Genomic DNA, 24,940 nt, shown 5'->3' with positions numbered 1-24,940 from the left:
GCTATGCTTGTCAGGCAGAAACCCTTCGCTGATGGCCTAACGATGATTGCAGAACCCGACTTGGCGCGCCTGGCACGTACCCTCGGCGAGCCGACCCGCCTGAACATGCTGTCCCTGTTGATGGAAGGACGTGCGCTAACGGCCAAGGAGCTGGCCTATGGTGCTGGCGTGCAGCCGGCGACGGCGACGGAGCATCTCAAGCGCTTGCAGACGGATGGGCTGGTGGAAGCGACATCCCAGGGGCGCCACAAGTACTTTCGGCTCGCGACGCTGGAAGTTGCCCATGCCGTCGAGTCGCTGATGGTGGTAGCGAGACCGCTGCCGGCCAGAACGTTGCGTCGCCAGCCGAGCGAAGCGATGTCGGCGGCGAGATACTGCTACGACCATGCGGCGGGACGCCTGGGTACCGGTATCGCCGAATGGCTGTTTCGACATCGGCTGATCTACCCGGAGGGCGAGGCCGTCGCCCTCACGCCGGAGGGAGAACGCTGGTTCACTGCCTTCGGTATCGATATCGCCGAGGTGCGGCGTCGACGCCGTCGCTTCGCCTATTGTTGCCTCGATTGGAGCGAGCGATGCGACCACTTGGGAGGCGCCCTGGGAGCGGCGCTGACGCAGCGTTTGCAGGAGTTGGACTGGATTCGCCGATGCAAACGCTCTCGGGTGATCGAGATCAGCGAGTCGGGACGTCGGGCGCTGAGCGAGACGTTCGGGCTGGAATTCGAAGCGGCGAGCGCAGCCTCGTGAACGGTGCCCATGGCCGAGCGACCGGCTCACGCTCGTGGAGAGACAGCATAGGCGCAAGCTATCGTCCCCATTGGGATTGTCACGTTTGACCTCAACAGAGCTTGAGGTCGTATAAGAGTCGTGTCTCTCATCCAAACTAGCAGGAGGACACGCCATGAATGATGCCATCAGGCTCGCCGTAATCTACGGCAGTGCAAGGGAAGGACGTTTCTGCGACACCGTGGGCGCCTGGGTCGTCGACTGCATAAGGCGCCGCGAGACGTTCTCGCTGGATGTGATCGACCCCGCCGTCGAACCCGTCTCGGCCTTCGGAGATCGCCTTGCCGCCGCGGACGCCTTCATCGTGGTCACACCCGAGTACAACCACTCCTATCCCGCCGCGCTCAAGGCCCTCATCGATAGCTACAACTCGGAGTGGCAGGCCAAGCCGGTGGCCTTCGTCTCCTACGGCGGGGCCTCGGGCGGGCTGCGTGCGGTAGAGCACCTGCGCCACGTATTTGCCGAGCTGCATGCGGTGAGCATCCGCGACGGCGTCATGTTTCCCAATGCCTGGGAGCAGTTCGATGCCCAGGGCCGACCCCATCAGGCCCAGCGTTTCGAGCGCGGCATGACGACCATGCTCGCACGCCTGAGCTGGTGGTCCCGGGCGCTGCGCGAGGCACGTGGCGTGCGGAACTACGCCGATGCGGTAACACTGGACTGAGAGCGGGAGAGACGTCATGCAGGAACGATACGTACCGGTCGACCTCGAGGCCTACTGTGCGCGGATCGGTTACGCGGGTGGCCTCGCTCCCACGCTGGAGACGCTGCGTCGCCTCCAGGCTCATCACGTGGCCGCCATTCCCTTCGAGAACCTCGATGTCCTGCTGGGAAGGGGGATCGCTCTCGCACCGCAGGCCATCGATGCCAAGCTGATCGCGGCTCGGCGCGGCGGCTATTGCTTCGAGCAGAACGCTCTGTTCAAGCGGGTATTGGAAGCGATCGGCTTCGAGGTGGTGGGGCTGCTGGCGCGCGTGCAGTGGCAGGCCCCGCCCGAGTCGCCGCCATCGCAGCGCACCCACATGCTGCTGCGGGTGAGCGTGGATGGGCGGCCCTGGCTGGCCGACGTCGGGTTCGGTGGCAATGTGCCGGCGGCACCGCTGGCACTGGATATCGACGTCCCCCAGCCGACTCAGCATGGCACCTATCGGCTGATCCCGGTGGGAGAAGAGCGGCAGCTGCAGCTTCGCCTGGGACAGGCGTGGGCACCACTCTATCAGCTCTCGCCGCAGCCGCAGCTGGCGGTGGATTACGAGCTGCCCAACTGGTATACCTCGACGCATCCCTCGTCACACTTCCTCCACCAGTTGAGCGTGGCGCGAACCACGCCCGAGGCGCGCTACGCACTGAAGAATGCGCGCCTGACGGTGCGCCTGCCCACCGGTGAGGAGACCCAGCGCAGCCTCGGGTTGGACGAGCTGGAAGCGACGCTGCGTGGCACCTTCGGCCTGCCGGTGTCGGCCGAGTGGCGCGCCGTGCTCGAGCGTACCGTGGCCGCCGAGCGCGAAGCCGAGCCGCCGCTGGCTTCGGCCTGAACGTTCACGGCTCCAAGTCACTGGCGGCACGTATCAGTCGGTGGCCTGGGCGCGCAGCCAGGCGATCTCCTCGGCCCATATCTCGGGCTCGATGGTTTCCAGCACCATGGGAATACCGTCGATGCGCGGGTCGCGCATCAGGGTGGTGAAGGCCTCGAGCCCGATGTTGCCCTGGCCGAGGCTGTGGTGGCGGTCGACGCGACTGGCGAGCTGGCTCTTGGCGTCATTGAGGTGCATGCCGCGCAGGTACTCGAAGCCCACCACGCTGCCGAACTCGTCCAGGGTGGCGGTGCACGCCTCGGCCGTGCGTAGATCGTAACCTGCGGCGAAGGCGTGGCAGGTATCGATGCACACGCCGACCCGCGCCTTGTCGTCGACCTGTTCGATGATCTCGGCGAGATGCTCGAAGCGCCAGCCCAGGTTGGTGCCCTGGCCCGCGGTGTTCTCGATCACGGCGGTGACGCCGCGGGTCTTGTCGAGGGCATGGTTGATCGACTCGGCGATGCGGGTCAGGCACTCGCTCTCGCTGATCTTCTTCAGGTGGCTGCCGGGATGGAAGTTGAGCAGGGTCAGGCCCAACTGCTCGCAGCGCTGCATCTCGTCGAGAAAGGCGTCGCGCGACTTGGCCAGCCCCTCGGCGTCGGGATGGCCGAGATTGATCAGGTAGCTGTCGTGGGGAAGGATCTGGCCGGGACCGAAACCGTGCTCCTGGCAGGCCCTGCGAAAGGCCTCGACGGTGGCGTCATCCAGCGGCTTGGCTCGCCACTGACGCTGGTTCTTGGTGAACAGGGCGAAGGCGTCGGCACCGATCTCCACGGCGCGCAGCACGGCCTGATCGGGCCCTCCGGCGGCACTGACATGGGCGCCGAGGTATTTCATCGGGTGTCTCCGTGATGTTGGGAACGCCTCTACCATAGCACGTGCCGTTTCTCGTCACCCCGCGAGACCCTGCTAGTCTCTAATGAGAAAGGCAAGAGTCAGAAGGGCAAGGAGACGCTCATGCTGCCGCTCGTTCTGGTCTCGATGACCGCCGCCGTGGAGGACGATCCCATCACCGCTTCCCTCGCATGTGTCGATGCGCTGGAGGGCTATCGCCTGACCCTGCGTAGCCAGGGCGAGCGCGGCGAAGAGGTCATTCACTACAGCTACTGCCGCCCCGGCTACGTGCGCATGGACTTGGAGTCGCCCTACCGCGGGGCGGTGCTGATCTACCGCCCCGACACGGGCAAGGTTCAGCTGTGGCCCTTCGGTTCGCCGGGCGGGCGTACGGGCCTTTCGCTGCGCCCTACCAACCGCATGGTACGCAGCGCGCGAGGGCATCGGGTCGATCAGTCTGACGTCGGCACGCTGCTGCGCAACGTTCAGCGGCTTCAGGCCCAGGGCAGCACTCGACGACTGGAACCGGCGACCCTCGACGGGCAGCGTGTGCAACACGTGGTAGTGGAGACCGAGCCCGGGCGGTCGCCTGGCGAGGTGGCGCGCTACGAGCTATGGCTCGACGACGAGACGCTGTTTCCGCGTCGTGTGGCGAGCTACGATCGGCGCGGCGAACGACTCGAGAGAGTCTCCCTGGAAGCGCTGGACCTGGCTCCCGTATTTTCCCCATCGCACTTCAACCCTTGATCCGTTCGCAGGTTGCCGCCGTGACCGTATTCCGGTTCGACACACGCTGGGTTCTGGAAGCGCCTGCCGAGGTGGTCTTCGAGGCGCTGACGGATTCGCTGCGCTGGCCGGAGTGGTGGCCCGGACTGGTCGAGGTGCGCCAGTATCGGGCCGGTGACGAATGTGGGATCGGGCGTACCCAGTGTTTCGTCTGGCGCAGCCCGCTGGGCTACCGCCTAAGCTTCGATATTCGCATCGTCCGGGTCGAGCGGCCCTGCCTGATCGAGGGGGAGGCGAGCGGTGACGTCGTCGGCATCGGGCGCTGGCAGCTGCGGGAGGAGGGCCCCTGGACCTGCGTTCGCTACCGTTGGCAGGTGCGTACCGTGCGCCCCTGGATGAGCCTGGCCTCGCGCCTGGCGCGACCGCTCATCGTCTGGAACCATCATGTCCTGATGCGTCGGGGGGCCAGAGGCTTGGCTCGCCATCTCGACTGTCCTCTCGGTAACCAGCGGCACGAAGCGATCCTCGTCCCCGCCGGGGAGCATGACAGTTGATGCGAGCAAACGGTATGCTGCCACGACAACGACACCTATAAAGCATTCGACACCCAAGGCAATGATGGATCCGCGCGAATCCCGCCAGGCCGCAAGCGACGACAAGGGCAGCGAGAGTGCTGCCTCCCCAGCCGAATGCCAGCAGGCTCGATATGAGCTCGAGGTGGCACGGCAGGAGATCGTCCGCCTCAACCGTACCTTGGAGCGCATCCAGCAGATCGCTCGGCTCGGCTATTGGAAGGCCAGTCTGACGGCAAACGAGCTTTACTGGTCCAATATCATCTACGATATTTTCGGCGTGTCTCAGGCGTCCTTCACCCCCAGCGTGCGGGCTTTCAAGGCCATGGTGCATCCCGAGGATCGCGACAGCGTCGATGCCAGTATGCGGCGGGCGCAGGAGACCGGCGTCCACGACGTGGTGCATCGCATCATTCGCCCCGATGGCGAGGTGCGCTGGGTCCATGAGCTGGCCGATTACGTCCCCGAGGGCGACGACCAGGTTCTGGTGGGCACGGTACGCGACATCACCGAGCAGAAGACCCTCGAGTTGCGTCTGCGCCAGCTCTCTCGCACCGATGAACTCACCGGGCTCTACAATCGGCGCTACTTCATGAAGCGCCTGGTCCAGGAGTTGGCGCGCTTCCGCCGCCATGGCCGACCGGCGGCCGTGGTGCTGTTCGACTACGATCACTTCAAGCGCATCAACGACACCCATGGCCACGCCGCGGGCGATCAGGTCCTGGTCAACGTGAGCAAGCTGCTGCGGACCCGCCTGCGAACCAACGACCTCCCGGCGCGACTGGGAGGCGAGGAGTTCGCGCTGCTATTACCGGAAACCGACCTTCCGAGCGCGATCGAGGCGGCGGAAAAAGTGCGTGAGATGGTGCTGCGTCAAACCTTCACCACGGAAACGGGAAATCGTTTCACCACCTCGATTACCTGCGGCGTGGCGGCCTTTCAGGATGGCGAAGAGACCCTGGAAGCCATTCTCCAGCGTGCCGACCGGAACCTCTACCAGGGCAAGCGTACCGGCCGTAACCGTGTCGTGAGCGATGCATCGAGCGCTTGAAACGGGAGGCTTCCCATCTGTTACTGACAGCCCGGCGCGCGCCGACTGGCTGGTCGATGCGCTGGGCCTCGCCCTGGCGGGAGCGCAGCCCGGTACCCTGGCGCAACACCTCTATCGCACCCTGCGCGACTGGATCCAGTCGGGGCGCCTGGTGCGGGGGCAACGCTTGCCTTCCACCCGTCAGTTGGCTCGCGAGCTGGGGCTGGGGCGCAATACGCTGCTGGCGGCCTTCGATCAACTGATCGCCGAGGACTTTCTCGCCACCCGACAGGGAGCGGGCACCTTCGTGGCTGACCTGGTCTTTCAGGAGGGGCGTGGCGGCGCCGAGCCCAGCGCTACACGGGAGACGGCGCCGCCGTTTGCACCATGCCCGCTCTCCTCGCGCGGCGCCGAGCTGTTGACCTACAGTGACGTCCTGCCGCAGCGTCATGCCGCCTTCGTTCCCGGTGTGCCGGCGCTGGATCGCTTTCCCCAGGCGCTGTGGCGACGGCTACTGCGCCGGCACCTGCAGCACATGCCCCTGGCCTGGCTGGATTATCAGACCCAGGGTGGGGTGCCGGAGCTGCGCGAGGCGCTGAGCGATTATCTGCGCCATTCCCGCTCCGTGCGCTGTCGGCCCGAGCAGATTCTCATCGTGCAGGGTGCTCAGCAGGGCTTCGAACTCGTCGCGCGGCTGCTTGCCGATGCCGGCGATGAAGTGTGGATCGAGGAGCCAGGCTACAACGGCGCCCAGGCCTGCTTCGCCGCTGCCGGGCTCGACATGACGCCCGTGGCGGTGGACGAGGAGGGCATGAGCGTGGCGTCGCTGGCCGGGCGAGGGTGTCCGCGGCTGATTTATGTCACGCCCTCGCACCAGTACCCCAGCGGGGTGACCATGAGTTTGGCGCGGCGGCTGGCGCTGCTGGATGCCGCCGAGCGTCACGGCGCCTGGATCGTCGAGGACGACTACGACAGCGAGTTCCGCTACGGTCAGCGTCCGATCGCCGCCCTTCAGGGGCTGGTGGACGGAGCGCGCGTGATCTACGTCGGTACCTTCAGCAAGGTGATGTACCCCGGCATGCGGTTGGGCTACTTGGTGCTGCCCGAGCCGCTGGTCGCGCCGTTCCGGCGGGCTAACGCCCGGCTCAATCGCGAAGGGCAGTATGCCGTGCAGGCCGCTCTGGCCGAGTTCATTGCGCGCGGCCATTTCTCGCGCCATGTGAGCCGCATGCGCGAGTGCTATCGCCGGCGCCAGGCGCGGCTGCGCAAGGCGTTGGCGCCGGCCGTGGCGCAGGGCCTCGCCCTCTCCGCCGGCCAGGCCGGGATGCACCTGGTCGCCTGGCTCGACGAGCCGGCGCTCGAGAGGACACTGGTCGAGCGTGCCGTCGACCAGGGCATCACGCTCTCGCCGCTGTCGCGGTATTACCTGAAGCCCCCGGGGCGCCCCGGGCTGGTGCTGGGCTACGCCGGCACGCCCGAAGCCGAGATCGAACGTGCGGGGAGATGGCTGGCCCAGGCGTGGTGTGAATCGAAGCGCGGTTAACGCTCCTCAGGCGTGCAGCGGCAGCGCCGACAGCGAGCTCAGCTGTCTGCCCTGGGCGTCGAAGTTTTCCGGTGAGAGCCAGCGTTCGAGGCGCGCCTCGATCGCCGGCCACTCTCCGTCGAGAATCGAGAACCAGGCCGTATCGCGGTTGCGCCCGTTCATCACCCGATGCTGGCGGAAGACCCCCTCGAAGCGAAAGCCCAGACGCTCGGCGGCACGACGCGACGCGGCGTTGAGCGCATCGCATTTCCACTCGTAGCGGCGATAGCCCAAGGCGAAGGCGTGGCGCATCATCAACAGCATGGCCTCGGTGGCCGCCGGCGTGCGCCGCAGCGGCGGAGTGAAGTGCAGGTGGCCGACTTCGATGCTGCCGTGCTCCGGCACGATATTGAGATAGCTGGCCAGGCCCAGGGCCCGGCCGCTCGCGGGGTCTACCAGGGCGAAGAACAGCGGATCCTGGCTCGCTGCGCGCGCCTTGAGCCAGTCACGATGCTCGGCGGCGCTGCGAAACGGCATGCCGCCGGAGTAGGTCCAGCGGGCCTCGGACGCATCGAGGGGGCCTTCGCCGGGTGACAGGAAGGCGACATGCAGCGGGTCGGCGTGGCGCTCGGGCGACAGCGGCTCGAGGTGGACCCGCCTGCCCTCGAGGGTCTCGGGCCGGGGGCGTTGGGCCGTCTGCCACTCGGGCAGCGGGGCGCCGACCGGTTGCCCGTGGTCGTTGCAGTGCCTCTCGGTAGGGTTCATGCGCCATGTTCCTCGTTCGCGAGACGCTGCATGTAGCGCCATAGCTGGCGTGCCTCGGGGTCGCGACTCTCGGCCAGTGCGCCTTCGACTCCCGCCTGGTCGGCCTGGGATCGCTGGCGGCCGAGTTTGGCCTTGCCCTGGAGTGACTCGATAGTGAGGCGAAAGCCGACGACGCCGGCCTGCATCTTGTTGAAATAGTCCGGTTCGAGGTCGGGCAGCGTCGGCTCGTAATGCGCCATGGTGCGATGGAGCAGGGCGCGTGTGGCCTCGGAATCGAGCAGTTCTAGGGTGCCGGCGGCGTGCACCGCCACGTAGTTCCAGGTGGGCACGGCGGGACGCGAGGCGTACCAGCTCGGCGAGATGTAGGCGTGCGGGCCCGAGAAGATCGCCAGGGCCCGGCGACCATCGAGTGAGTGCCAGTGTGGATTGGCCCGAGCGAAGTGGCCGTAGAGGGTGCCCAGTTCGCCGGCGCTGCGGTCCAGCAGCAGCGGCAGGTGGGTGGCTTCCAGATCGTCGCCGACCAGCGCGGCGAAGCCGTAGCGGTCGATCAGTTCCCAGGCCTGCTCGCGCTCGAGCCGCATCGATGGAGGAATATACATATCGCCTCCGCTTCCGTCAGGCCCGGCTCGCTGTTGTTTCAAACAGCAGGCCGTAGTGATGGAAGGTCGTGTCGCGCTGCCAGCCGAGCGACTCGTAGAGGGCCTGGGCGGCATGGTTCTCGATCTGGGTGGCGAGCTTGAGGTGACCAACGCCCTGGGATTCGGCCAACTCCCGGGCGGCCTGCATCAGGGCACGGCCGACTCCGCCACGACGCGCCGATGGTGCCACGAAGAGATCGTTGAGCAGCCACAGCGGCGCCAGGCGCACGGTGGAGAGCAACGGGTAGAGCTGCACGAAGCCCTCCAACTCACCCTTCGCTCCCTCATGCACCAGAATATGCGAATCGCCACACTCCAGGCGTGCCTGCAGGAAGCGTCGGGTGCCTTCGATATCGGGTGCCTGGTGGTAGAACTGTCGGTAGCCGTCGAGCAGCACGCTGAGCGGGGCAAGGTCGTCGGGAGTGGCAGGTCGGATGGCCATGGGGGCTCCTCTCGTTGCGTTGGGATGCTTGCCAGTGTGGGGGCTGGATGGCCCCTTGCTAAGAGCCAGTTCGGTGTCGTTTTGGGGAACCACTTCGTCGCACAGGCGACGGCCTGCATCGACTTGCCGAGCCGAGTGGTCAGCAGAGCCGTTGAACATTCGCGTCCGAAAACCGCCAGTCGGTCGCTGCGTCGGCGCTAGAATGGAGCCATGAACCTGACCCCCGAGACCTGCTACCAGGCGCTGCTGGCGCGAGACTCCCGTTACGATGGGCGTTTCTTCACCTGTGTCACCAGCACCGGCATCTATTGCCGTCCAATCTGCCCGGCGCCTGCGCCCCGGCTCGAGCACTGCCGCTTCGTCGGCACGGCCGTAGCGGCCCAAGAGGCGGGCTTTCGCCCCTGCCTGCGCTGTCGGCCGGAGAGTGCGCCGGATTCGCCCGCCTGGGCCGGCACTTCGACCACGGTGGCCCGGGCGCTGCGGCTGATCGAGGAGGGCGCGCTGGACGACGGCGACGTCGAGGCGCTGGCCGAGCGTCTGGGGCTCGGCTCGCGCCAGCTGCGCCGACTGTTCCGGCGTCATGTCGGCGCCTCGCCGCTGGCCGTGGCCCAGACCCGCCGGGTGCTGCTGGCCAAGCAACTGCTGCATCAGACCGACTTGCCGCTCATCGACGTGGCGCTGGCCAGCGGTTTTGGCAGCGTGCGCCGCTTCAATGAGGTCTTCCGGGCTCTCTTCGGTCGCCCGCCGAGCGCCCTGCGCGGTCGACGCGACGTGGCCACGGACTCGCCGAGTCTGACGCTGCTGTTGTCGTACCGGCCGCCCTACGACTGGCAGGCGATGCTGGCATTCCTGGCACGGCGGGCGGTCAAAGGGCTCGAGCAGGTCGATGGAGAGACGTATCGCCGCGTCGTTCGCCTGGGTGGCACCGTCGGTCGTGTCGACGTGAGCCATGCGCCCGAGGCAACGGCGCTGCGGGTCACGATCCGGCTGCCTGAATTGGGGCAGCTGCCGAGTCTCATCGTTCGCCTGCGGCGCCTGTTCGACCTGCAGGCCGATCCCGACGCCATACGCTGCGGCCTGTGTCGCGACCCGGACCTGGCGACGCTGGTGGCGAGTCGCCCCGGTCTGCGGTTGCCGGGCGGCTGGGACCCGTTCGAAATCGCGGTGCGAGCGATCCTGGGACAACAGGTGAGCGTGACGGTGGCGACCCGACTGGCCGAACGGCTCGTCGAACGGTTGGGCGAGCGGCTGCCCGGTGACGGCGAGACCGAGCTCGATCGGCTCTTCCCCGCGCCCGAGCGCTTCACCCTGGAGGCAGTGAAGGCGATCGGCATGCCCACGGCCCGGGCCACGGCGCTGGTTCGTCTGGCCGCGGCCTACAGCGAACGGCCATCTTTGTTCGACCGCCGCGGCGATCTCGACGCCAGCGTGGCACGGCTGCGTGAATTGCCGGGCATCGGCGAGTGGACGGCGCAGTACATCGCCATGCGCGGCCTGCAGGAGAGCGACGCCTTCCTGGCTTCGGATGTGGCGCTGCAGCGCGTGCTCGCCCGAGAGGGCCGGCGCCCGACACCGCGCGAACTGCTCGCCCGCGCCGAAGCTTGGCGACCGTGGCGCGCCTACGCCGTGATGCACCTTTGGCATGCCGATGCGCCGGCAGCGGCGATCCGGCAGAAGGAGACATGCGATGCAACTCTGGCTTGATTCCCTGGCTTCCCCCGTGGGTGAGCTGCGCCTGGTGGGCGATGCCCAAGGCGTGCTGCGCGCGCTGGAATTCCACGACTACGACGAGCGCCTGCATCGCCTGCTGACTCGCCATTACCGCCACTACGAATTCGTCGAGGGCAAGGCGCCGGCATCGATCCGCCAGGCGCTGGAGGCTTACTTCGACGGTGAACCGTCCTATCTGGATGCGGTGCCCGTCGCCACCGGCGGCACCGAGTTTCAGCGCCAGGTATGGCAGGCGCTGCGCGGGATTCCTATGGGCGCCACGCTCAGCTACGGCGAGCTGGCGGCGCGGGTCGGACGACCCGGTGCCAGCCGCGCCGTGGGACTGGCCAATGGCGCCAATCCGATCGCCATCGTGGTGCCCTGCCACCGCGTGATTGGCGCCAATGGCACCCTGACGGGCTACGGCGGTGGGCTGCCGCGCAAGCGCTGGCTGGTCGCGCATGAGCAGCGCCTGAGTGGCGCGACGCTGGCGCTTTTCTAGCCATCGCCCGATGCCTGGCCCAGATTAGCTCGGCTCAGGCGTCGTCGACGGCAAGGCTCTCGAGCAGCTTGCCCAGCAGCTCGCCCAGTATCGCCTGTTCCTCGCGGCTGAGTGCGGCGAGCATCTTCGCTTCGTTCTCCACGTGCCGGGGCAGCATGCGGTTCATCAGTTCGAGCCCCGCATCGGTCAGCGATACTAGCGTGCCCCGCCGATCCTCGGGGTTGGGCGAGCGTTCGATCAGTCCCGCCTTCTCCAGCCGATCCAGCCGGCTGGTCATTCCCCCTGACGAGACCATCAGCGCCTCGAACAGCTGCGTCGGCCCCAGCTGGTAGGGTTCGCCCGAGCGGCGCAACGTGGCCAGTACATCGAACTCTCCCGTCTGCAGGCCGTACTCCTTGAAGAAGGTCTGCAGTCGGGCCTGAGTGAGCTGTTGGGTCGTCTTCATGTACCCCACTACTTCCATTGGCAGCAGATCGAGTTGGGGCATTTCTCGCTGCCATTGGGCAATTGCCTGCTTGACTCGGTTCATACGAGCATTTATCTTCCTATCAAGATACTTTTCGTCAAGATTCTTCTTGGCGTGCTAGAGGAGCCGATCATGGCGAATTCATCGATATCACGCAACCGCACCGGCTGGTATGCCCTTGGCTGCCTGTTCCTTGTCGGCAGCCTGCTGGCGTTGTCACTGGCCGTGGCCAAGCTCGCCGATGGCGCCGGCGCGCCTCGCCTGAGCTTTCTCATGATTGCCGTGGCGGGGGCGGGAGCCTTGCTGCTGGGTCTGGCGGCGCTGCAGCGCCAACCGATGCCGCTCAACCGGCGAACGCTGGAGTACGCACTGATCTCGGGCGCGCTGTTCGCCCTGCCCAATGCGCTAGGCTTCCTGGCGGTACGCCACGTGGGTGCCGGCTTCGTATCGCTCAGCTTCGCTTTTCCCATCCTCGTCACCTGGATGTTGGCGGTGGGACTGGGACTGGAGCGCCTGCATCCGCTGCGTCTGCTGGGCGTCCTGCTGGGTCTGGCGGGCGGGATGCTGCTGGCGTGGGCCAAGGCGGGTGGCATGTCGGGTGCCCAGAGCTGGGTGGTGCTGGTACTGACGATTCCGCTGATTATCGCGCTGGGCAATATCTATCGCACCCTGCGCTGGCCGGGCGATGCGGGCCCAGTTTACCTCGCTGCGCTGATGCTGTTAGCCGGTGCGCTGGCGCTGGCGCCCTTCGCGCTGACGCTGGAAGCAGGGCAGACAGCCCAGTTGCTCGGCTCGGCCGAGATGATTCGGCTGCTGCTCGCCGAAGTCGTGGTTTTCACGGTGCTCTACGTCTTTTATTTCGTACTGCAGAAAATCGCCGGCCCCGTCTACCTCAGTCAGATCGGCATGGTGGCGGCCCTGGTCGGCACGCTGATCGCCGTTACCCTGCTGGGAGAGGCGATGCCGCCCAACCTGGCGTTGGCAGGCGCACTGGTCGTGTGCGGTGCCATCGTCTTTCACCGCGGGAATCGGGCCGCCGGCCCGCATCGCGCACTGCGCACGTCGATCTCGGCGGAGCGTCCTGCCACTTCGACTTCGGGAGAAAACGCATGAGTTTGATGGAAGCCCTGCAGTGGCGCTATGCCGCCAAGCGTATGAACGGCGAGAAGGTACCCCGGCAAACCCTCGATTCCATTCTCGAAGCCGTGCATCTGGCGCCGTCGTCATACGGCCTCCAGCCCTACACTGTGCTGGTGGTGGAAGACCCAGCGCTGCGCGAGCGAATCCGATGCGCGGCATGTAACCAGCCCCAGGTCAACGAATGCTCCCACCTGCTCATTTTTGCCACCTGGGCCGAGGTGGATGGTCGGCACGTGGATGAGCTGATCGCGCTGACAGCTGCGGCCCGAGGTCTCGATCCGGAGGAGCTGGAAGGATATCGGCAGTCGCTCCACGCCGCCGTTGCCGGTTTTTCCACGCCGGAGGGGCGGCATCACTGGGCGGCGCGGCAGGCCTATATTGCGTTGGGCACGGCCCTGACCGCCGCAGCGGCGGAGCGGGTCGATGCTTCTCCCATGGAGGGCTTCGATCCGCCGGCACTGGATGCATTGCTGGGGCTCGAGGAGAAGGGGCTTCGCAGCGTGGTGCTGCTGGCGCTCGGCTATCGCGATATCGAACGGGACCGTCTGGCCGGGCTGGCCAAGGTGCGCTGGCCACGTGCGCGAGTCGTGCTGGAGTGGAGCGGGGCCTGACGGCCCCGTTTGACGCCCGTTCCTCTAGACGCTTAGACGCTGCCTTCCTTCTCGATCACCAGTACACGGGTCTCGCCGATGGGGCAGGCGACATGTTCGGTGCCCACCGAGGCAAAGAAGATGTCGCCCACTTCCAGCAGCTGCGCATGTTCGATGCCTTCGCTGCGGTAACGCATCTCGACGCGGCCATCGAGCACCACGAAGACCTCTTCACCGTCGTTGACGTGCCAGCGGTAGGGATGGTCGGTCCAGTGCAGGCGGGTGGTAATGCCGTTCATGCTGGCGATGGTCTTGGCGCCCCAGGCACGCTCGGCGGCGAAATCCCGGCTGCGGGTGATCTCCATGGTCCAGTGTCCTTCTCGGTGCGATGTTTCCCGAGCGAGCGCCCAGGACTCGAACACGAGCCGAAGCGCCTCCTCGAACTCGTGCAGGTGGATATTATGCTCGGCGGACAAGTCGTTTCGCCACTCCCCATGCCGATTTGCGATGGGTCAGGAGGGGATCCGAGCGGTCTGTTGGGACTGTGCAAGATTTCTTGCGAGTTGCGCGGCCTGAAAGCAGGCCTGCTCGCGTGCCGCGCCATCGACTTCGGTGCCGAAGAGCGTCTTTTCGACGATGACCGATTCGACTTCCTTGATGCCGACGAACTTCAGCCACTGCTCGAAGTAGGACTTCTGGTAGTCGAACTCCGGCGCGGGAGTGAAGGAGTCGGCCACGTAGCTCAGCCCCCTGGCGTATATGACGATGGCTTTCTTGCCTGTGAGTAGACCACTGAAACCCTTTTCCGGATCGAACGAGAAGAGAATGTCTTTCTGCGATACCAGATCGATGAAGTGCTTGAGCCTATAAGGGATGCTGAAGTTCCAGATCGGGATCGAGAACAGGAGCAGGTCTGCCTCGTGCAGGTGGGACGCGAGCTGATGCAGGCGATCCCAGGCCTGCTGCTGACTTGCCGTCAGTGGGATTCCCTCTAGCCCCGCATATTTGGCGGCCATGGCATGGGCATCGAATTCGGGTAGTTCAGTTTCCCAGAGATCAAGATCTGTCACTTGGACGTGCGGCATGCAAGCCCGATAGTCGCTTACGAAAGCGCGCGCGACCTCCAGCGATGCCGATCGATGCTTACGCGGTGAGGAGGCGATATGCAAGAGGGTGGGCATGGTATGAAGTGTCCGTGTCAGTTTTGTTATTGCTCCATGTCAGCATTTCCCGGCGCATTATATAAATCAAATTGCGTGATGGTATTTATAATAAACCTAGATGAGGCGTTTTCTGAAATTCTGCTACTCTGGTGGTGGGGTGGCAAAGAGCTAGAGAGGGCAGATGGCAATCATCCGCGGCGTGTCGCGCACGCTGCCGAATGATACATAAAAAGAAAGCTCCATTTATCATGGAAAGATATGCATATGCTCGATTTGCTTCTCTTGAGAAGTTTCGTCGCCGTCATCGATGAAGGAAGCTTCACCCGCGCCGCCAATCGTCTGCACCTGACTCAGCCGGCCATAAGTGGGCACTTGCGTCGGTTGGAGGCGCAGGTCGGTAAACCCTTGCTCCGGCGTACGACGCGGGCTTTCGAGGTAACGCCGGATGGTGAATGTCTGGCGGCCTACGCACGTGCCATCCTGGCACTCAACCGCGATGCCATGACGCAACTTTCCCGTTCCTCCTACCAGGGTAACGTGCGTCTGGGTATCGCCGAGGACTGTGTCAGTCCCTCGCTGATGCGCACCCTCAAGAGCTTCGTTAACGACAACCCCCAGGTCGAGCTGGGCGTTCGAGTCGGCATTCCCGGTGACATGGTCGTTGCCATGAAGCGCGGCGATGTCGACCTGGTACTAGGCGCTCAATGCGGCTCCCAGGAGCCAGGGCGCTTGCTGTGGCACGAGCCCTTGGTCTGGGCCTGGGCCGAGCGATCTCCCATGCGCCTTCCCTCTCCGCTTCCCCTGGCCTTGTTCCCGGAAGCGTGTCCTTACCGAGAGGCGGCCTTGACCAAGCTCGCCCTCTCCGGCATTCCCCAGCGCATGGCAATGCTCTGTACGAGCGGCGCGAGCCTGCGAGCGGCAGTGGAAGGAGGATTTGCGCTGGCGCCAATGCCGGCCAGTCAACTTGGCTCGGGTCTCATCGCTTTGTCGGAAGATCATGGTTTGCCACCGCTGCCGGACGCCGAGTTCATGCTGATGGCCAGCCCGTCGGGCGACCAGGCCATGCTGTCTGCCCTGGCGGATCGGATTGCCGAGCATCTGGCTCCTACGCGCATAGCGGAACCCGCCTAAGCACGCGAAGGCGAACAACTAAAACAGGCAATGACCCACGTCATGTGTCCTCGTCATGGAGGAGAGAACAGTGATGAGGCTGAGTAGCGTATGGCGGCTTGCCGCCAGAATTTCATCTGGCAGCGATTCGACTTTCTCCATGGCGCTGTTGGTGGCGTCCGCCAAGCCGCGCCCTCCTAGCCCCCCGGCGTTCACGCCGCAACAGACCGTGACCCCAGCGACACCTCAACTGACTGGGGGAACGCCGTTCCAGCCGATCAACACCAGCCACACTCCCATGGAGGGCTACGGCGTCTACTCGCCGGAATATCTGCAGCAATTGGAGCTCAACTCAGAACCTCCTGTTTATGGTCCTGCGGTACCGGACAATTTCGATTCCTCGAGTTTCGATCCGCTGTACTTCGATCCTCTGGACCAGAACGACGTTTTCCTCCCTGTCGATAACGCATCCGAGCAAGAGCCTGTCATCGACGAGGAGGCGGTCGAGCAGGCAGAAGACCTCGCCGAGGAAATTACCGAGGGGAAAGGGCTCAATCTTTTCCATGACTCCGAGATGAACAGAGAGGAGGTTATCGAGCAGCTCGAAGCGGGTGGCTACGAGGTGGAGTCATCCGAGTGGGGGCTTGCCGGCGACAACGTTACCCGGACGACGATCACCGACCCCGAGACAGGCGAAACCATCCACGAATACTACGATCACGACACCGATCGATATTGGGTCGAGGTGACGGGCGAAGATGGCGAAACGCTGAGCCAATCACCTCTCCGGGACGATGAGGGGCGCAAGTTCACCGTCAGTGAGGACGAAGAGAGCGGCGAAAGGACGACGCGCCTCGAAGACGACTTGGGCGATGGCAGCGTCGTCGAGATAACCGAACTGCCCGGCAGCGATGTCGTAACGATCACGACCACCGATAGCGACGGCAACAGCGAGACGGTAGTGGTGGCCGAAGATGGCACCCAGACGACGCTGGATCCTGAGCAGGAGACGACTCGTGAGGGCATCGATGATATCGCCGAAGACGTCTCCGAGGGCAAGAGCATCGACCAGATAGCCGAGGAACGGGAGCTCACTCGCGAACAGGTGATTGCCCAGCTCGCTGCGGCTGGCTATGAAGTCGAGTTTGAGACCGATGAGCTGACCAATGGCGGGGAGCAGTACACTACCAGGATCGTCGATGCAGAAGATGGCGAGGAGGTGATCGCGAGTTACAGCTCCGGGCGAGGCATCGGAAGCTCTTCGATCTATATCGACGCCGAGGGCAACGAGACTCGCCGGACCGAATATGGCAATGGCACGATAGTTGAAATCGTAATTGAACCCGATGGACGTGAAACCAAGACGACCACGGTAGTGGAGAACGATGGAGAGGCCAGCGAGTATGAAGTTCAGGATGGCGACTATCTGATCGCCATTGCCGAACGCCACGGTGTGACGCTGGAGGAACTCGGGGAGAGTAACCCCGAACTCTTCGATTCGCCTCGCGACCCTAATGTTATCCACGTAGGCGAAACGGTGGTCATTGAGGGTGCCACGCAGACGACGGTCGAAGTAACTGACAATGGTTATACGCTGACCACCTCGCCGGATGGGAGTAAGACACTGCGGCGTGACGAGGATGGCCTCGAAATCGACATCGAACCCGCAACGCATGAGGAGTCACTTACCGAACTGCTGATGGGGCTGGACGGCGACACGGACGAGGAACAGGCCCTACAGGGGATTCTCGAAAGTATCCTTCTGGGAAGCGAGGAGCTGGCCCGCATCGAGGAACTGGAAGAGGAGCTGGAGGGGCTGGAGAAAGCGACACAGGACGCTATCGAGGAGATCCTCGGGGAAGAGGGCGATGCGGAGGACACTATCAAGCCCGCCTCCGATGCGGCCGGCGATAATCCCGGTACGCCACCGGACGAGGCGGCGCCTTCCGGTGGGGAGTGGGAAGCTGTGCGGCGCAACGGGGTATGGGTTTGGGTTGATGCCGAGCTCGTCGAGGCGGTCGAGGCAGAGGAGGCGGCACGTCGTGCCCGTGACGAAGCAATGACCAGCGTCCTGCAAAGACAAGCGGAGCTGGATGTCTACGCCCTGGACCCGGAGTACGAGAACGCCTGGAACAATGCCCTTGAACGCCTCAACGCCGCGGGTGAGGCTCATGGTGTCTACTGGGAGCTGCCGGATCCGGATAGCTCCCTGAAAGAGGCACAAGAACGGCTGGAGGAGATCACTACCTGGATCGAGTACCTCGATGCGGAGCGCGAGTGGCAGGAACTGCAAGGGGAGGCGGAGGATATCGAGGAACGCCTCGTCACGCTCTATGAAGAAGACGAGGAGTTTTCACGGTATTTCGATGAGGATGGTTACGAATATACCGTGAGCCGCGGCCGGGCCGGTTCGAAGACGGAACATACGGGCGAGCTGGAGAACCAGGAGATTATCGAGCGGGACGGCCAGCTTTATTTGGTCAACACCTACGAGAACATGGACGAGGAGGTTGAAGTCCCTCTCACTTACGCCCCGGGCGACGCGCCAAGGGAGCGCCCTGATCTGGCGCGTGGGCTCGACCGTGAGTGGGATGAGCTGATGAGTGGGGGCGACTCCCTCAAGTTGGCCGATATCAAGCAAGACGCGCTCGCTGCCGAACGTGAAGAGAACCCGCACTATTTCGAGGAAGGGGGATACGAGTATGAAGTAACGTCCCGGGGGCGAGGGGGGCGGAGCACTCGGGACAGGCATACTGGGGAGTTAATGACGCAGAACGTCATCGAGCGTGATGGGCAACTCTACTTGGTGAATACCTATGCCTCCGAGGAGGTTGAGATCCAACTGACCCATGCCCCTGGGGAGTCCGGTCGTACTGACGCGCAGCAACAGGTCGATGGGAACTGGGCGCACTGGAAAAGGGAGCGGGATGCCTCGGCAGACGGCTTGATCGATGTTACGGAGCGCTATAACGAGGCGAAGGAAGACTATCAGGAGATGCGTGCCGAGCAGTTCGCTGAACAGCGCGAGAGTCTCGAGGGCGAGAATGGTGAGATTGCCAATGCTCAGCAGACCCTCGACGACGCTGAGGAACGGCTCGGGGAAGGCTCGCTGGTGTCTGACGATGAGGATACTGTACCGATCGAGCGAGACGGTGAGACCTGGTACGTGCATCCGGAGGTGGCCGCGGCCCATGAAGTATTGAACGACGCCGAGGAGCGGCTCGCGGAATATTCGCGTCTTGAGGAGGCTGCACTCGAGGCCTATCGGGAACAGCACCCGGAACGCTTCGGCGATAACTACCGCTACTATGATGCGAGCCGCGACCATCGGGGAGAGGGTCGCATGCAGTCTGCTGGGAGGTTCAGTGAGAACGACGTCACTGTCACTGTTGAGGACGGCCAGCTACATCTGACTATCGTCTATGAAAACTACACACTGGAAGATGAACTGACCTATACCCCCGATGAAGCTCCGGAGTGGATGGAGCGTACCGAGGCAGAGCAGCAGCTCGATCGGCAGTGGGCGGACTGGATCGTCGAAGGCAGCCTGGAGGAGGCCAGGACGGCCGTAGAGGAGGCTCAGACATCCTATGACGATACCGTCGAGGAGTATGGCCTCGGCGGGACGGAGAAGCTCACCGGCTCCCTGCCCGATGACGTGGATCCGGTGCTGGTGCCGATCATTGATGAAGAGATGGGAGAGGGGATGCGCTGGGTGCATCCCGAAGTGGCGGCGGCGCAGGAGGAGTTGGTGTTGCTTGAGAGGCAACGTGACTCTCTCAAGGCGGGTGAGTGGCACGCACGAATGGAAGCCTATCGTGCTTCCCAGCCGTCGACCTGGCAACTGCTCGACGGCGGGACCTCGGCCGGGCCAGCACAGGAAGGGCCTGGGCCCGCAGAATCCTGGCAGTGGGAGAATGACTACCTCGAACTGGAGGGAGGGTATCTTGAGGCCCAGCAACACCTCTCCGACAGTCGCGAGGCGCGTATCCTCACTCAGCTGGGCATCATACGGGCCGGTGTTTCATTCATGGAGAAGGCGCCGGAAGAGTGGAAGGAACAGCATCCGGAGTTGGATCTAGCCGATGAACTGGACCTCCTGGAAGATAAGGCAAAGGCTCTCCTAGAGGCCTTGGATGAGAACGCTGACCACCGACTAAACATCGAGAGGGCCAGTCGGTTCAACGCGCACCTGCTGGGACAGGAGGAGGCGCATCGCCTCGATCCGGACAACTGGCCGGCGATTGCTACGGCATTCAGGGATCAGGAGGCCGATGAGGCGCGTGTCGAGGCGGGGTTGGACGACCTGCCGGAGGAGCGTGTCATCACCATCGACGAGGAGCTGGACGCAAATCTGAGCGCGGTGCTCGGGACGGACGACGCCGAGCTGATCGACCCGGTGGCCGACCAAATCCGTGAGCTTGGCGATAAGGGAGACGAGGTTGAGATCATCCCGATTCTCTATCAGGAGAGTGGCTCCACTTACGACACAGCCCTGTTCCGTATGAGCGAAGACGATACCCATCCCTGGCTCATCGACGACAGCGGCAGCCGCTATCGAAACTTTGCGGACTTCCAGTACAACAATTATCTGTCCGAGAATGGCCAGGTCTATGTACCGGAGAACTTCGCCGAGATCGCTAATATCAGCGGCGACATTCAGTACGAGTGGGAGCAGGCTCGTGAGAAGAGCTTTACCGAAGAGTGGCTCGACCCGGTGATTGGCATCGGTACCAGCATTGCCACCCTTGCTTCCTTCATTCCGGTCTTGGCACCGGTCGCTGCACCGCTAGCCGTTGCGGGCGGTGCCTACTTTGCTGCGCGCAGTGTCGGCAACCTCGCCAACATGCAACGGCATGGCCGGTCCTGGGCCAGCACGGAAGGCCTGATGCAAGGCGCCATGCTGGCGACGTCTGTGCTGCCGATGGCATCGAGCGGTCTACGTCTCGCCGGAATGACGGCGCGCGGAGTCGAGGGAACGGTGGCGGCACGTACCAGCATTGGCGCGTTCAATGCCAACAGACTGAACCCAAGGCACGCTAATTATAGTTTGGAGTATCGCCAGGCATCGCAGATGCTCTCCCAGCCGGGTGGGGTCTTCGCGGCGGCCCGCTGGTCGGATGTCGGTGCCATGGGGATAGGTACGCCGCTATTGGGCTACTCCGTTTATAACATCGCGGCGCACGGGGGCGAGATGTCGAGCCTTGAGCGAACCGACGCTTGGCTAGGCGTTGCCAGCGGCATCTATGGTACCGGGATGGGTTACCGGGGGTTGCGGGCCTCGTGGCCGAATCAGAGGGGGGCGAGGGAGCAAGCGCCCCCCGCCTTACCGGAACTCAACCGCACTTCTACCCCTTGGAGTACGTCCGGGGAGTTTTCCACGACGACGAGGCTCTACCCGACGGCACACATGCGTGCCGGCTCGGAGGCCATCGATACCGCAGCGTTGCAGGCCAGCTTAGGAGGGGAGTCCCCTACGCCTACCACGGCCAACCATCCCCCTCATGTTCCCGATAGTCTGGCTGGCCCTTTCCCTGGCCATATGCCAGAAGCTGCCTTCCCGCGGATCTCTCGCCAAGAATTGGCAGTCGCGTCGACCGATCCACAGAGTGTGGCTCGGTTGACGTCGACGCAATTTTCAGATTTTTCATTTTTCCAACTGGCACGTTTTAGTCTTGCACAGATGAGGACTGTTCGTGCCTCACAACTGAACGCTTTGTCGAATGATCAGCTCGCAGCGTTCACACCCGAACAAGTTGCAGCGCTGGATCCTCAAGTGCTTGGCAAGCTAGCGCCGGAGAAATTCGCCTCGCTGTCGACAAGGCAGCTGAGCAAGCTGACCGAAGACCAAGGAGATGCGCTACGCTCCTGGCAACTGGAGAGGCTGCCCAGCGAACAGCGGGCATTGCTCCCATTGACAACACGCTCATTTCCAGGGGAGGAAGTATCGGCCGCTTACCAGAACATCCCTGACACTAGTACAAAGGGTAATACTCTCACAAAGTTCCGGGATTTCGTTTGGTATTTAGTCCAGCAGAACTCCCGGCTAGGGGATGAGGGGGCTGTGCGCTTCGATCTTCTAATTCCGTGGCTGGGGGGCTCACCGAACTCGACGAAATCGCACACCAGTCAAGCGATTCCTTCAACTGAGGGTCGTGCGTGGCTTTATCATCCTGGGCATGCGCGCCAGAATCACATCGAGGCGATAAGCCGAGCAATCACCAATGGGGAGTTGCCAGCAGGATATCATGTCCACATTATTCGCTCTCAGAGAAAGCCTGGTGAATTTGTCTTGACCGATGGAACGATACCGTTGAGCGGAACAATACAAGGCGATGGGGAAATTGTCTGGCCAGCCCGCCGTACTGGGTCAGTAGAGAATATTGCCGTCACTACTAACAACGAAAATCAGGCAGTGATTCGGATCGAGAGTGTAAAAAGTGACGGAAGTTCTCATGCGAAGGATGTAAAGTATAACGAGGATGTTTACATTGTCGTATCCGAGTTGTCGGCGGGTGCCATACGAGACCGTTTCAGGCATGACCAGGGGCGGTTATATATTGCCGAGTATGACAGTGATCGTGCCAGTGGCTGGAATGTTCCCACGAGGCCAGAGGCAACGACTCTCGACATCGGGAAATTACCAGGGGAGGCTATTGTGTTCATTCCCCCCTCCCATCTGGCACAGGTGGACAAGCTGTCCGGAATGCTAAGGCCTGAACAGGTGCCGCATCTGACGGAAGATCAGGTTGGGGCGTTAAACGATGCTCAACTTGAGTCATTGACCGATAGCCACATTCAGTCATTGACCGATGACCAGATCCGAGCGCTAGGGGGGCGGATTCGGATATTGACGGCCGATCAGATCGGAGCGATGAGCGACAGCCAACAAGGGGCATTCACGCATTCCCAGTGGGATGCTCTCCTGAGGCCTCAACTCGATCGGATCAGCACCTCGTTGTTGCAGCAGCATGCGACACCGACGGCATTGGAGAACGCTGCGCGCCAAGGTACGATTTCCTTGGTCAGGGATGGCTCAGGAAACGCAAAGGTCGTGTTGGTTCACGGGATAGACAATGGAAATAGAAAGAATATTGATACGCGCCCAGTGCTAGGGAGATCCAGCAGCGAGCTCTTCGTCCTGCAGGCATCCAGGCTGTCGGCATACAACCTGGCGGCAAAGAAAAGCAGTGCAGAGATACTGAACAGCATCCCCCTCGACGATAATATTCACGGTGCACTGTTGAGAGCATTAAGCCCTGATGCCCGTAGTATCTTGTCTGAGATTGATCCGCAAAACGTCCGGGTACAGATGGTGCGTGACCCCTTATCGCCTAAGGGAACAACACCTCAAGTCCGGGAGGCGAATACTCTGAGTGAACCCAAGCCACTAGGCTGGTTGTCTCGGTTAGTTTCCTCCATGTCCCCATCAGAGCGGCAAGGGAGCTGGGCCGCCGGTATTTCGGCCGGCCTGTTCCTGGGGGCGGCCGAACTGCATCGGCATGTACCTTTGGTCGCCGAGCCTTTGAATCGCCTGGATGTACTGGCCCCTGCCATGGTGATTTCCAGTGTGGCGGCTGCGACTCGCGGTCTGGGGATCTTCAGTGATTCCAGCTATAAGCTTAAGTTTGATTCAAAGAGAGAAAGAATCGAAACGGGAGAAAGTATTACTGGGGAGTTGCTGAACTGGGGGGTAAGCCGTATTTACGCGGCCAGGAAAGCCTTTAACCTAAACAATGATAGTTTGTTGGCAGCCAGCAATGCGACCGAAGAATTCTGGCTTGGCTATCAACTGCTGAAAAATCTTCCGACCCAGGAAGGCTCGGCTCAACAGGGCTGGACTCAATCCGAGCAAGCATTTGCCATTCGGGAGGCAGCCAATGAATATCAAAAACGTCTCAAGGAAGCAGTGGGGGAGGAGGCGCTGTTTTTGAAAGCACTCGATCCTCGCCTGGGGGCGGGGCGTGCATTCCTGGGTGGAATATCACTGACCCATCTGCTGAATGTCGCCGTATCCTGGCAGTTTCTTACTAGCGGGGGCGTTTTCCCCCATCTCTTTTCGAATGATTCGCCGTGGTTGATGGTCGCCGACAATGCCGGGCTTGCAGGCTTCATGATTGCCAACTTGACGCTAGGTATGAGTGCGGCGGCCAAGCTGGGGGCTGGCCTACGCAACATTGATCCAACGTCGAGTCCCCTGCGAAAGGCGTGGATTCAGAGCGCTACGACCAATGGTTCTTATTTCTACGGCATTCTGACTCCGTCCTGGGCCGGTAGTGCTACTGCCGTGATGGCAGCCAATGCCCTCGCCAGTGGTAATCATTGGCTTGCATTGTCCTATGCTAGCGCGACTATCCCCCAAGTTTTTTTGGGCTATTATGGCTTGAAAGGCCTTCGCGATGACTCCATCGCCATGCGTAACGTGTGGCGCGATGTCATTGCATCAAAGTGGCCCAATAGCAAGGCTGTTTTTGCACCAGAAAGAAGCTGGCTCTCCCTGAATCGCGATCCTGACAGAGCCTGGTTAAGTCCAAAAGGCAGGACTTGGCTTGCACAGCATTTAGCTGGCCTCCCTGTTACAGGACTGTCCGCCCTTACCATGGGGGAGTCTCTTAATCAATTTTTTTCTCAGGATGGTTCGATCCTGCTAGGAAGCACTCTGGCAGCGGCCACTGCCATGCAGGCCAGCTTTCTTGCGTACATCTATGGATTGAAGTTCAAGCCATTGAACTTTCACATGCATGGATTCGATTGGCTAGCGGAGGGGAACCGAACTGACTGGCGCGGCAGACTTCATACGGAAGATACAGCCCCTTTATGGGTGGCGAACGATGAACAAAAAATATGGAGAGGCGTCGGTAGTACTCTGTTTTTAAGTATGGCAATCCCCGCCGCCATCGAAAGCTGGCTACGTAGTCAGCGACTGGAGACTGAGGAGCCGGTCGAGGAAGAGGAACAAGAGCCCGAGCAGGAGCCTGCCGAAACTCAACCTCCCTCACCGTCGCCGGACTCTTCTCCATCGCCGGAATTCTTTCCGTCGCCGGAGCCTTCGTCATCGGCGGAGTCTTCACCATCGCTGGAATCTACGCCATCACCAGATTCCTCTCCATCCCCGACACCTGCTTCGACGCGACAGTACACTTACGCTGTAGCAGAGAACAGGCGCACCAACCCGGCTCTCGAGGGGCAGGGGCATGACTGGGTCGAGGTCGAGTCACACCTGTCGCTGGGAAGCATCGCCATCAGCCGGGGACACGATGTCGCGGAAGTGGTGGAGCTTAACCTCGGCCATATTGGTGATCCCAGCGCCCTGCAGCCAGGAGACCGGGTTTATCTACCAAAGCGGGAGATGGCTTAGCGCTATCGA

Annotated in this window: 20 protein-coding genes; 13 read left to right on the top strand and 7 right to left on the bottom strand. The window is 62.8% G+C overall.

Translation table 11 applies throughout. The features are described from left to right. Positions 1–42: 42 nt before the first annotated feature. The 3 genes from CYJ07_RS06300 to CYJ07_RS06290 all read left to right on the top strand — a co-directional run bounded on the left by CYJ07_RS06300 (position 43) and on the right by CYJ07_RS06290 (position 2,321). Positions 43–747 carry an ArsR/SmtB family transcription factor gene (locus CYJ07_RS06300; RefSeq protein ID WP_104202821.1) on the top strand — a complete coding sequence of 235 codons (705 nt, stop codon included), beginning with the start codon at positions 43–45 and terminating at the stop codon, positions 745–747. Positions 748–901: 154 nt separating this feature from the next. Then, complete coding sequence (locus CYJ07_RS06295) at positions 902–1,450, top strand: NADPH-dependent FMN reductase (RefSeq protein ID WP_104202820.1); 549 nt, start codon at positions 902–904, stop codon at positions 1,448–1,450. 16 nt (positions 1,451–1,466) lie between these two features. Next, positions 1,467–2,321 (top strand): arylamine N-acetyltransferase family protein, encoded by an 855-nt coding sequence (locus CYJ07_RS06290; RefSeq protein ID WP_104202819.1) that lies wholly within the window; start codon positions 1,467–1,469, stop codon positions 2,319–2,321. A 33-nt stretch (positions 2,322–2,354) separates the two neighbouring features. Here the strand turns inward: CYJ07_RS06290 and nfo are convergent, their stop codons facing one another. After that, on the bottom strand, positions 2,355–3,200 hold the full coding sequence (gene nfo, locus CYJ07_RS06285; protein WP_104202818.1) for a deoxyribonuclease IV: 846 nt from the start codon (positions 3,198–3,200) through the stop codon (positions 2,355–2,357). A 120-nt stretch (positions 3,201–3,320) separates the two neighbouring features. On the opposite strand from nfo, the gene CYJ07_RS20260 reads away from it, so the two are divergent. From CYJ07_RS20260 to pdxR, 4 genes are all read left to right on the top strand, one after another. After that, positions 3,321–3,944 carry a LolA-like protein gene (locus CYJ07_RS20260; protein ID WP_156085475.1) on the top strand — a complete coding sequence of 208 codons (624 nt, stop codon included), beginning with the start codon at positions 3,321–3,323 and terminating at the stop codon, positions 3,942–3,944. Positions 3,945–3,964: 20 nt separating this feature from the next. After that, the gene (locus CYJ07_RS06280; RefSeq protein ID WP_156085474.1) at positions 3,965–4,477 is read left to right on the top strand and encodes an SRPBCC family protein; all 513 of its coding nucleotides are present in this window, start codon (positions 3,965–3,967) and stop codon (positions 4,475–4,477) included. A gap of 64 nt (positions 4,478–4,541) precedes the next feature. Further along, complete coding sequence (locus CYJ07_RS06275; RefSeq protein WP_231489554.1) at positions 4,542–5,546, top strand: GGDEF domain-containing protein; 1,005 nt, start codon at positions 4,542–4,544, stop codon at positions 5,544–5,546. After that, positions 5,530–7,068, top strand: a complete 1,539-nt coding sequence (gene pdxR / locus CYJ07_RS06270) for a MocR-like pyridoxine biosynthesis transcription factor PdxR (RefSeq protein WP_104202815.1) — start codon at positions 5,530–5,532, stop codon at positions 7,066–7,068. Before CYJ07_RS06275 ends, pdxR begins: the two co-directional genes overlap by 17 nt. A gap of 6 nt (positions 7,069–7,074) precedes the next feature. Here pdxR and CYJ07_RS06265 read toward each other — a convergent pair whose 3' ends face one another. Genes CYJ07_RS06265 through CYJ07_RS06255 form a run of 3 tightly spaced genes read right to left on the bottom strand, consistent with a single transcriptional unit; the run spans position 7,075 to position 8,892 of the window. After that, on the bottom strand, positions 7,075–7,812 hold the full coding sequence (locus CYJ07_RS06265; RefSeq protein WP_104202814.1) for a GNAT family N-acetyltransferase: 738 nt from the start codon (positions 7,810–7,812) through the stop codon (positions 7,075–7,077). After that, positions 7,809–8,411, bottom strand: coding sequence for an FMN-binding negative transcriptional regulator (locus tag CYJ07_RS06260; RefSeq protein ID WP_104202813.1), 603 nt, complete (start codon positions 8,409–8,411; stop codon positions 7,809–7,811). The genes CYJ07_RS06265 and CYJ07_RS06260 overlap by 4 nt, the downstream gene beginning before the upstream one ends. A gap of 16 nt (positions 8,412–8,427) precedes the next feature. Beyond that, positions 8,428–8,892, bottom strand: coding sequence for a GNAT family N-acetyltransferase (locus tag CYJ07_RS06255; protein WP_104202812.1), 465 nt, complete (start codon positions 8,890–8,892; stop codon positions 8,428–8,430). 210 nt (positions 8,893–9,102) lie between these two features. Here CYJ07_RS06255 and CYJ07_RS06250 point away from each other — a divergent pair, with 210 nt between their 5' ends. Both CYJ07_RS06250 and ogt read left to right on the top strand, forming a co-directional pair. Further along, positions 9,103–10,596, top strand: a complete 1,494-nt coding sequence (locus CYJ07_RS06250) for a DNA-3-methyladenine glycosylase 2 family protein (protein WP_104202811.1) — start codon at positions 9,103–9,105, stop codon at positions 10,594–10,596. Then, complete coding sequence (ogt, locus tag CYJ07_RS06245) at positions 10,580–11,104, top strand: methylated-DNA--[protein]-cysteine S-methyltransferase (RefSeq protein WP_104202810.1); 525 nt, start codon at positions 10,580–10,582, stop codon at positions 11,102–11,104. Before CYJ07_RS06250 ends, ogt begins: the two co-directional genes overlap by 17 nt. Positions 11,105–11,138: 34 nt before the next feature. On the opposite strand, the gene CYJ07_RS06240 is transcribed toward ogt, so the two are convergent. Then, entirely contained in the window at positions 11,139–11,633 is a 495-nt protein-coding gene (locus CYJ07_RS06240; protein WP_104202809.1) for a MarR family winged helix-turn-helix transcriptional regulator, read from the bottom strand. Positions 11,634–11,702: 69 nt separating this feature from the next. On the opposite strand from CYJ07_RS06240, the gene CYJ07_RS06235 reads away from it, so the two are divergent. Together CYJ07_RS06235 and CYJ07_RS06230 are read left to right on the top strand one after the other, a co-directional pair. Then, a complete protein-coding gene (locus CYJ07_RS06235) occupies positions 11,703–12,683 on the top strand; it encodes a DMT family transporter (RefSeq protein WP_231489553.1) in 981 nt (326 codons plus the stop codon). Continuing rightward, positions 12,680–13,321, top strand: a complete 642-nt coding sequence (locus tag CYJ07_RS06230; RefSeq protein WP_104202808.1) for a nitroreductase family protein — start codon at positions 12,680–12,682, stop codon at positions 13,319–13,321. Before CYJ07_RS06235 ends, CYJ07_RS06230 begins: the two co-directional genes overlap by 4 nt. A gap of 32 nt (positions 13,322–13,353) precedes the next feature. Here the strand turns inward: CYJ07_RS06230 and CYJ07_RS06225 are convergent, their stop codons facing one another. Together CYJ07_RS06225 and CYJ07_RS06220 are read right to left on the bottom strand one after the other, a co-directional pair. Next, positions 13,354–13,665: a cupin domain-containing protein gene (locus tag CYJ07_RS06225; protein ID WP_104202958.1), complete on the bottom strand. Its 312-nt coding sequence runs from the start codon at positions 13,663–13,665 to the stop codon at positions 13,354–13,356. A 147-nt stretch (positions 13,666–13,812) separates the two neighbouring features. Then, positions 13,813–14,481, bottom strand: a complete 669-nt coding sequence (locus CYJ07_RS06220) for an FMN-dependent NADH-azoreductase (protein ID WP_104202807.1) — start codon at positions 14,479–14,481, stop codon at positions 13,813–13,815. Positions 14,482–14,727: 246 nt separating this feature from the next. On the opposite strand from CYJ07_RS06220, the gene CYJ07_RS06215 reads away from it, so the two are divergent. After that, the gene (locus CYJ07_RS06215) at positions 14,728–15,594 is read left to right on the top strand and encodes a LysR family transcriptional regulator (protein ID WP_104202957.1); all 867 of its coding nucleotides are present in this window, start codon (positions 14,728–14,730) and stop codon (positions 15,592–15,594) included. A gap of 73 nt (positions 15,595–15,667) precedes the next feature. Further along, entirely contained in the window at positions 15,668–24,931 is a 9,264-nt protein-coding gene (locus CYJ07_RS06210) for a LysM peptidoglycan-binding domain-containing protein (RefSeq protein WP_197038266.1), read from the top strand. Positions 24,932–24,940: the final 9 nt, after the last annotated feature.

The organism is Billgrantia saliphila (assembly GCF_002930105.1).
Classification (GTDB): domain Bacteria; phylum Pseudomonadota; class Gammaproteobacteria; order Pseudomonadales; family Halomonadaceae; genus Halomonas; species Halomonas saliphila.
The sequence above is the reverse complement of the archived record's forward strand: the minus strand, read 5'-3'. Positions and strand labels throughout refer to the sequence as shown.